5 protein-coding genes are annotated in these 7,366 nt (G+C 25.2%); all 5 read left to right on the plus strand.

The genetic code is table 11. The annotated features are described in order from the left end of the window. The first annotated feature begins 175 nt into the window (after positions 1 to 175). Positions 176 to 2,905 carry a DNA mismatch repair protein MutS gene (gene mutS, locus Q1J78_RS02660; RefSeq protein WP_300278890.1) on the plus strand — a complete coding sequence of 910 codons (2,730 nt, stop codon included), beginning with the start codon at positions 176 to 178 and terminating at the stop codon, positions 2,903 to 2,905. Between the two features lie 32 nt (positions 2,906 to 2,937). Further along, positions 2,938 to 5,061: a DNA mismatch repair endonuclease MutL gene (gene mutL / locus Q1J78_RS02665; protein WP_300278893.1), complete on the plus strand. Its 2,124-nt coding sequence runs from the start codon at positions 2,938 to 2,940 to the stop codon at positions 5,059 to 5,061. Between the two features lie 44 nt (positions 5,062 to 5,105). Continuing rightward, complete coding sequence (gene miaA / locus Q1J78_RS02670) at positions 5,106 to 6,032, plus strand: tRNA (adenosine(37)-N6)-dimethylallyltransferase MiaA (protein WP_300278896.1); 927 nt, start codon at positions 5,106 to 5,108, stop codon at positions 6,030 to 6,032. Between the two features lie 35 nt (positions 6,033 to 6,067). Further along, the gene (gene hfq / locus Q1J78_RS02675; RefSeq protein ID WP_300278899.1) at positions 6,068 to 6,295 is read left to right on the plus strand and encodes an RNA chaperone Hfq; all 228 of its coding nucleotides are present in this window, start codon (positions 6,068 to 6,070) and stop codon (positions 6,293 to 6,295) included. A gap of 35 nt (positions 6,296 to 6,330) precedes the next feature. Then, a partial coding sequence (locus Q1J78_RS02680) for a methionine gamma-lyase family protein (RefSeq protein ID WP_300278902.1) occupies positions 6,331 to 7,366 on the plus strand: 1,036 nt, incomplete at its 3' end.

Here is a 7,366-nt window from a genome sequence, read left to right on the forward strand (position 1 = left end):
TCAATTGATTAAACTATAATGCTTAGCTACGTAATAATAAAAAGTATGATATAATAAAATAACCAATATTAAATAAAATTTTTGATTAAAAAAGTTTATTGTAAAAAATATTTTTATATAACTAACTTTAAATAACATATATTTTAGAATTTTTTTAATGAAATGGAGGGAAAATATGGAAATAGATATAAAAAAACTTACACCGATGATGAAACAGTATATGGAAACAAAAGAAAGGTACAAAGATTGTATATTATTTTATAGATTAGGAGATTTTTATGAAATGTTTTTTGAAGATGCTATTGTTGCTTCAAAAACATTAGAAATAGCTCTTACAGGTAAATCTTGTGGCTTAGAAGAAAGAGCACCTATGTGTGGAGTTCCATTTCATTCTGCAAATGCATATATTTCGAAATTAGTAGAAAATGGATATAAAGTTGCCATAGGAGAACAATTAGAAGATCCATCTCAAGCAAAAGGAATAGTAAAAAGAGATGTTATTAGAGTTATAACTCCAGGAACAGTTTTAGAAGGGTCTTTACTTGAAAATAAGAAAAATAATTATCTTATGTCTATATATAAAAGTAAAAAAATGATCGGATTATCATATGTAGATATAAGTACAGGAGAATTAAATTCAACATACTTAAATGAGGATAAAATAATTGAAGAAATAGCAAAAGTAAATCCATCTGAAATAATAATAAATGATCTTTCATTTATAGATAAAATAAAAGATATTTCTACAATAGCAAATATATATATAAATGAAAGTTTTGATAAAACTATGGAAGATGAAGATATAATATATGATTATTTTTCAAAGGATTATATAGAAACTCTAAATTTAGATAATGATAATCTTATATTAAAAAGTATTGCTATTATTTTGAATTATATATTCTCAACTCAAAAACAGATAACATCTAATATGAGTTCTATAAATATTTACAACTCATCAGAATATATGGTTTTAGATATGTTTACTAGATCTAATTTAGAATTAACTCAAACTATAAGGGGAAGTAAGAAAAAGGGGTCATTACTACATGTATTAGATAAAACTTCAACTGCTATGGGAGGAAGACTTCTTAGAAAATATGTTGAACAACCTCTTATAAATAAAGAAAAAATAGAATATCGATTAAATATAATAGAAGAAATAAATAATGATTATATGTTAAAAGAAGATTTAATAGATACTCTAAAGAAAATATATGATATTGAAAGAATTTGTGGAAAGATTGCTTTTGAAAAAGTAACACCTAAGGAGCTTATAAATTTAAAAAATTCTATAGAAAAATTACCTCTTTTAAAAGATAATGTTAAAAATTCAGAATGTAGTATATTAAAAGAATATATAGGCAGTATGGATACATTAGAAGATATTTATAATTTAATAAGTAATTCTATCTTAGAAGAACCATCAATTACTATAAAAGATGGTAATATTGTAAAAAATGGATATAACCAAGAATTAGATAATCTTAGAGATATTTCTAAAAATGGTGCTAATATAATAAAAGATATTGAGCTAAAAGAAAAAGAAAAAACAGGTGTCAAATCTTTAAAAATAGGATTTAATAAAGTTTTTGGATATTACATAGAAATAACAAAAGCCAATTTATCTCAAGCAAATATAGATGATACATATATAAGAAAACAAACACTTAGTAATTCTGAAAGATTTATAACACCAGAATTAAAAGAAATAGAAGAAAAAATTCTAAATGCAGAAGAAAAAATAAAAGCAATAGAATATGAAATATTTACAGAAATTAGAACAGAAATATATAAAAATATAAATAGAATACAAGAAGTTGCACATACAGTAGCAAATGTAGATGTGTATACATCTTTAGCTGAGGTAGCATCTAATAATGGATATGTAAAACCTATTATAAATGATGAGAATATTTTAGATATTAAAAATGGTAGACATCCAGTAGTAGAAAATATAGTAGGTATAGAAAACTTTGTTTCTAATGATACTTATTTAAAACAAGGTGAAAATATTATAAATATAATAACAGGTCCTAATATGTCAGGTAAATCGACTTATATGAGACAAACTGCAATTATATCATTAATGGCTCATATAGGCTCATTTGTTCCAGCAGACTATGCGAATATTCCTATAATGGATAGGATATTTACAAGAGTTGGTGCAAGTGATGATTTATCTCAAGGACAATCTACATTTATGGTTGAAATGAATGAAGTATCAACTATTTTAAAAAATGCTACAGATAAAAGTTTGGTAATTTTAGATGAAATAGGTAGAGGAACAAGTACTTATGATGGTATAAGTTTGGCGTGGTCAATAGTAGAATATATTCAAAAGAATATAAAATGTAAAACATTATTTGCTACTCACTATCACGAACTTACAGATTTAGAAGAAGAGTTTAAAGAAGTAAAAAATTATTCTATTGATGTAAAAGAAGATGGAAACAATGTAATATTTCTTAGAAAAATAATTCCTCAAGCTGCTGATAAAAGTTATGGTATCTATGTAGCAAAACTAGCAAAACTTCCAGATGAAGTAATAAGTAGATCATCGGAAATACTTACAGATTTAGAAAAAAATCATGTGAATAATATGGGTGTATTAAATGCACTTTCATCAACTGAAACTTCTAACAAAGAACTTGAATTAAAAAATAAAGAATTAGAAGAAAAAATAGAAAAACTTACTAAAGAACTTAGAAAAAAAGAAAGTGAATCAAAAAAAGATAAAAAGATAGAATATAGTTCTTCTGGAGTACAGATTTCATTTGGAAATATAGAAAAAAGCAAATTAGAAGAAGAAATTTTATCTATAAATCTAATGAATATGACTCCATTAGATGCTATAAACAAAATATTTGAATTACAAAAATTAGCAAAAGGTGAAAGTAACTAATAAAAATTATAAATAAAATTTAGGAGGTTATTATGAAAAATAAAATAAACCTACTAGACGATATTACTATAAATAAAATTGCAGCAGGAGAAGTTGTTGAAAGACCTTCTTCTGTTGTAAAAGAATTAATAGAAAATTCTATAGATGCACAATCAAGTAGAATAGTAGTAGAAATTGAAGGTGGAGGGAAATCCCTTATAAAAATAACCGATAATGGAATAGGAATTCCATCAAGTGAAGTTAAAAAATGTTTTTTAAGACATGCAACAAGTAAAATTGATAAAATAGATGATTTATTTAATTTATTTACACTTGGATTTAGAGGAGAAGCTCTTGCATCTATTTGTGCTGTTTCAAAACTAGAGATGATTACGAAATACACAGAAGAGTCTGTAGGTACTAAAATTTCTTTGATAGGAGGAAAGATAGAAACTAAAGAAGCAGTTGGTGCAAATAATGGAACTTGTATAAGTATAAAAGATATCTTTTTCAATACTCCTGCTAGAAAAAAATTTTTAAAAACCGACCATGCAGAATTAATGAATATATCAGATATAATAAATAAATTGGCAATAGGTTATCCAAATGTTAAATTTAAATATATAAATTCAGGCAAAACTATGCTTAATACTCCTGGAGATAAAAAGCTTATAAGTGCTATAAGAAGTGTATATAGTCGAGAAATCGCTGAGAATTTAATAGAAATCAACTATAATTGTAATTTATTCAAAATAGATGGATATATAGGAAATAATAATATATATCGTTCAAATAGAAATTTACAACATGTATATATAAATGGACGTTTTGTAAAAAGTAAGGTTATTTTCGATGCAATATCAGAAGCATATAAATCTATAATACCTATAAATAAACATGCAATATGTTTTATAAATTTACACTTAGATCCAGAAAAAATAGATGTTAATATTCATCCAGGAAAAATAGAAGTGAAATTTGAAAAAGAACATGAAATAAGATTAGAAATAATGGAATATTTAAAAGCTAAACTTTTAAAAGAAAGTTTAATTGGAAAATATGAAACATTTGATAAAGTAAATAGTTTTAATAAAGTAAACAGTTCTAATAAATCAGATGTATTTGTTTCTAATACTGATAATAACTCTAATAAAATAGACGATATAAAACCAATTGAATTAATGGAGAGCGTAGATGTTAATTCATTCATAAAATTAGATGATGCTGAAAAAAGAAATTACAATACAAAGAATAATTTAAGAACAGTTAATAAGGATAATAAAAATATTGAAGATAATAGTATTAAAACAAGTAAATTTAATACTGAAAATTCAAATACGAATGACTTAAATAATTTATATTTAGATGAAACAAATAATTTAAATAAAGAAAATAATATTTATAAAAAAGAAAATAATATTTATAAAAACAATTTAGATAGCTACGAATCGAGAAATCATAATCTATACAAAAAAAATGAACTAGACAATAATTTAAATAGTAAAGTATTAGAAGAAGAATCTCAAATGAAATTTACATCAAACGGAAATATTTTAGAAAATGAAAAGATAGATTTTCTTGAAAATAAAGAGATGAATTTTTCTTTAAAATATTATAAAGTAGTAGGTACGATATTTGATACATATATAGTCTTGCAAAAAGGAGATTCTATGTATCTTATGGATCAACATGCAGCACACGAAAGAGTACTTTTTGAAAGATATATGAATTCATTTTATAGAAGAGAAATTCATATGCAAATGTTATTAGATCCAATAGTAATAGAGTTATCTAGTGTAGATATGATACAAGTAGAAAATAACATCGATATTTTTAAAAATTTTGGATTTGATGTTGAGATTTTTGGAAGAAATAATATTTTAATAAGAGGAGTGCCGAATCTTTTTGGAACACCTCAATCTGAAAAATTTATACTAGAAATAATTGATAATATAGATAAAATTAAAAATAATTATGATTTAAAAGATGATAGATTTGCAATAATGGCGTGTAAATCGGCAATAAAAGCAAATGATAAAATTAGAAATATAGAAATAGAGTCTTTATTTAGACAACTAGAAAAATGTAAAAATCCATATACTTGTCCTCATGGAAGACCTACTATGGTAGAGATATCAAAAAATGAAATAGAAAAAATGTTTAAAAGAATTATGTAAATATATGAAATTAATAAAATTATGTAAACAGGAGGTAAGTATATATGATACCACTTATAATTCTTACTGGACCTACTGCAGTAGGAAAAACAGATTTATCAATACAACTTGCAAAATCAATAAATGCAGAAATAGTATCAGCAGATTCTATGCAAATATATAAATACATGGATATAGGTAGTGCTAAAGTTACAGAAGAAGAAATGCAAGGTGTTAAACATTATCTAGTAGATGAAATAGATCCTTCAACACCATTTTCTGTATCTGAATATAAAAATATGGCAGAAGATTATATAGATACAATTTCAAAAAATGGAAAAAATGTAATTGTAACAGGAGGTACAGGTTTATATCTAAATTCACTTATATATGATATGGATTTTGCAAAATCAAATGCAAATCAAGAACTTAGAGATAAGTTAAACAAAGAGTTGGAAGAAAATGGACCTAATTATATGTATGAAAAATTACTATCTTTAGATAAAGATGCAGCACAAAGAATTCATCCAAATAATACAAAAAGAGTTATTAGAGCTATTGAAGTTTTAATGAGTGGAGAAAAGATGAATGACTTTTCAAAAGATTTGAGATACAATAAAAAGTATAAGCCAATAATAATTGTTTTAAATAGAGATAGAAAAGAGTTATATGATAGAATAAATCTTAGAGTTGATATAATGCTTAAAAATGGGCTTATTGAAGAAGTTAAAGGTCTGCTTAATAGAGGATATACTGAAGATATGATATCAATGCAGGGAATCGGATATAAAGAAATCATAAAATATTTCAAAGGAGAATATACTTTAGAAGAAGCTATTGAAATAATTAAAAGAGATTCTAGAAGATATGCTAAAAGACAGTTAACATGGTTTAGAAGATATGAAGATGCAAAATGGTTTGAAATAGATAAATTTGCTTCAGCAGAAGATTTAAAAAATGAAGTATTAAAATTTATTAGAGAAGAGATTTAATTTATTTAAGAATATAAATTAAGGGGGAGATTAAAATGAAAAATACAGTACTAAATCTTCAAGATTTATTTTTAAATCAAGCGAGAAAAGAAAAACATTCTGTTTTTATATATCTTGTAAATGGAGTGAAAGTTAAAGGAACTGTAAAAGGTTTCGATAGTTATGTTATACTTTTAGAGGGAGAAGATAAAAAACAGAGTTTAATATATAAACATGCAGTATCAACTATTCAACCTGTTGAAGATGTGAGTTTTATATATTAAAAAATTTAGGTAACAAGTTTAGAAAGGAATTAGAAATGTTAGATATTACAAAAGAATTTTTAAAAGAACACTACAACATAGACGATGAAATGATGAAATTCTCAGAAGAAGTTATGGAAGATATTAAATTTAAATTCGATGAGATAAAAGAAATAAGAGAATATAATCAATATAAAGTATTAAGAGCGATGCAAGAAGCTAATTTAAGTGATAATCACTTCAACTGGACTACTGGTTATGGATACAATGATTTAGGTAGAGAAAAGATAGAAGAAATATACGCTAAAGTATTCCATACAGAAGATGCATTAGTTAGACCAATTATAGTAAATGGGACACATGCTTTATCACTTACAGTTCAAGGGTTAGTAAGACCTGGAGATGAAATACTTTCTATAACAGGAGCTCCATATGATACTTTACAAGGTGTTATAGGTATAAGAGAAGAAAAAGGTTGTTTAAAAGAATATGGAGTTACATATAGCCAATTAGATTTTAGAGAAGATGGAAATATCGATATAGAAGGTATAGAATCTAAAATAAATGATAAAACAAAACTGATAATGATACAAAGATCTAAAGGTTATGAATGGAGAAAATCTCTTTCAATAGAAGATATTGAAGAAGCAGTTAAAGAAATAAGAAGAGTAAAACCAGAAGCTATAATAATGGTTGATAACTGCTACGGTGAATTTTTAGATACTAAAGAACCTACAGATGTAGGTGTAGATATAATGGCTGGTTCTTTAATAAAAAATCCAGGTGGTGGACTTGCCTTAACTGGTGGATATATAGTTGGTAGACATGATTTAGTAGATATGATTTCTTATAGATTAACTTGTCCGGGAATAGGTAAAGAATGTGGACTTACTTTTGGAACAACAAGAAGTGTTCTTCAAGGATTCTTTATGGCACCTTATGTAGTATCTCAAGCTGTAATGGGACGGATATATTGTGCTAGAGCGTTTGAAAAACTAGGATACAAAGTATTACCAAGTTATGATGATTTAAGAAGTGATATTATACAGTGTGTACAGCTTGGAAGTGCTGAAGAAGTAGTTAGATTCTGTG

The organism is Peptacetobacter sp., from assembly GCF_029264495.1.
Taxonomy (GTDB): Bacteria; Bacillota; Clostridia; order Peptostreptococcales; family Peptostreptococcaceae; genus Peptacetobacter.

What these genes read in the sequence shown, in the direction of transcription:
- miaA (WP_300278896.1), top strand. Translation starts at nt 5,106, where the DNA reads ATGATACCACTTATAATTCTTACTGGACCTACTGCAGTAGGAAAAACA.
- hfq (WP_300278899.1), top strand. Translation starts at nt 6,068, where the DNA reads ATGAAAAATACAGTACTAAATCTTCAAGATTTATTTTTAAATCAAGCG.
- mutS (WP_300278890.1), top strand. Translation starts at nt 176, where the DNA reads ATGGAAATAGATATAAAAAAACTTACACCGATGATGAAACAGTATATG.
- mutL (WP_300278893.1), top strand. Translation starts at nt 2,938, where the DNA reads ATGAAAAATAAAATAAACCTACTAGACGATATTACTATAAATAAAATT.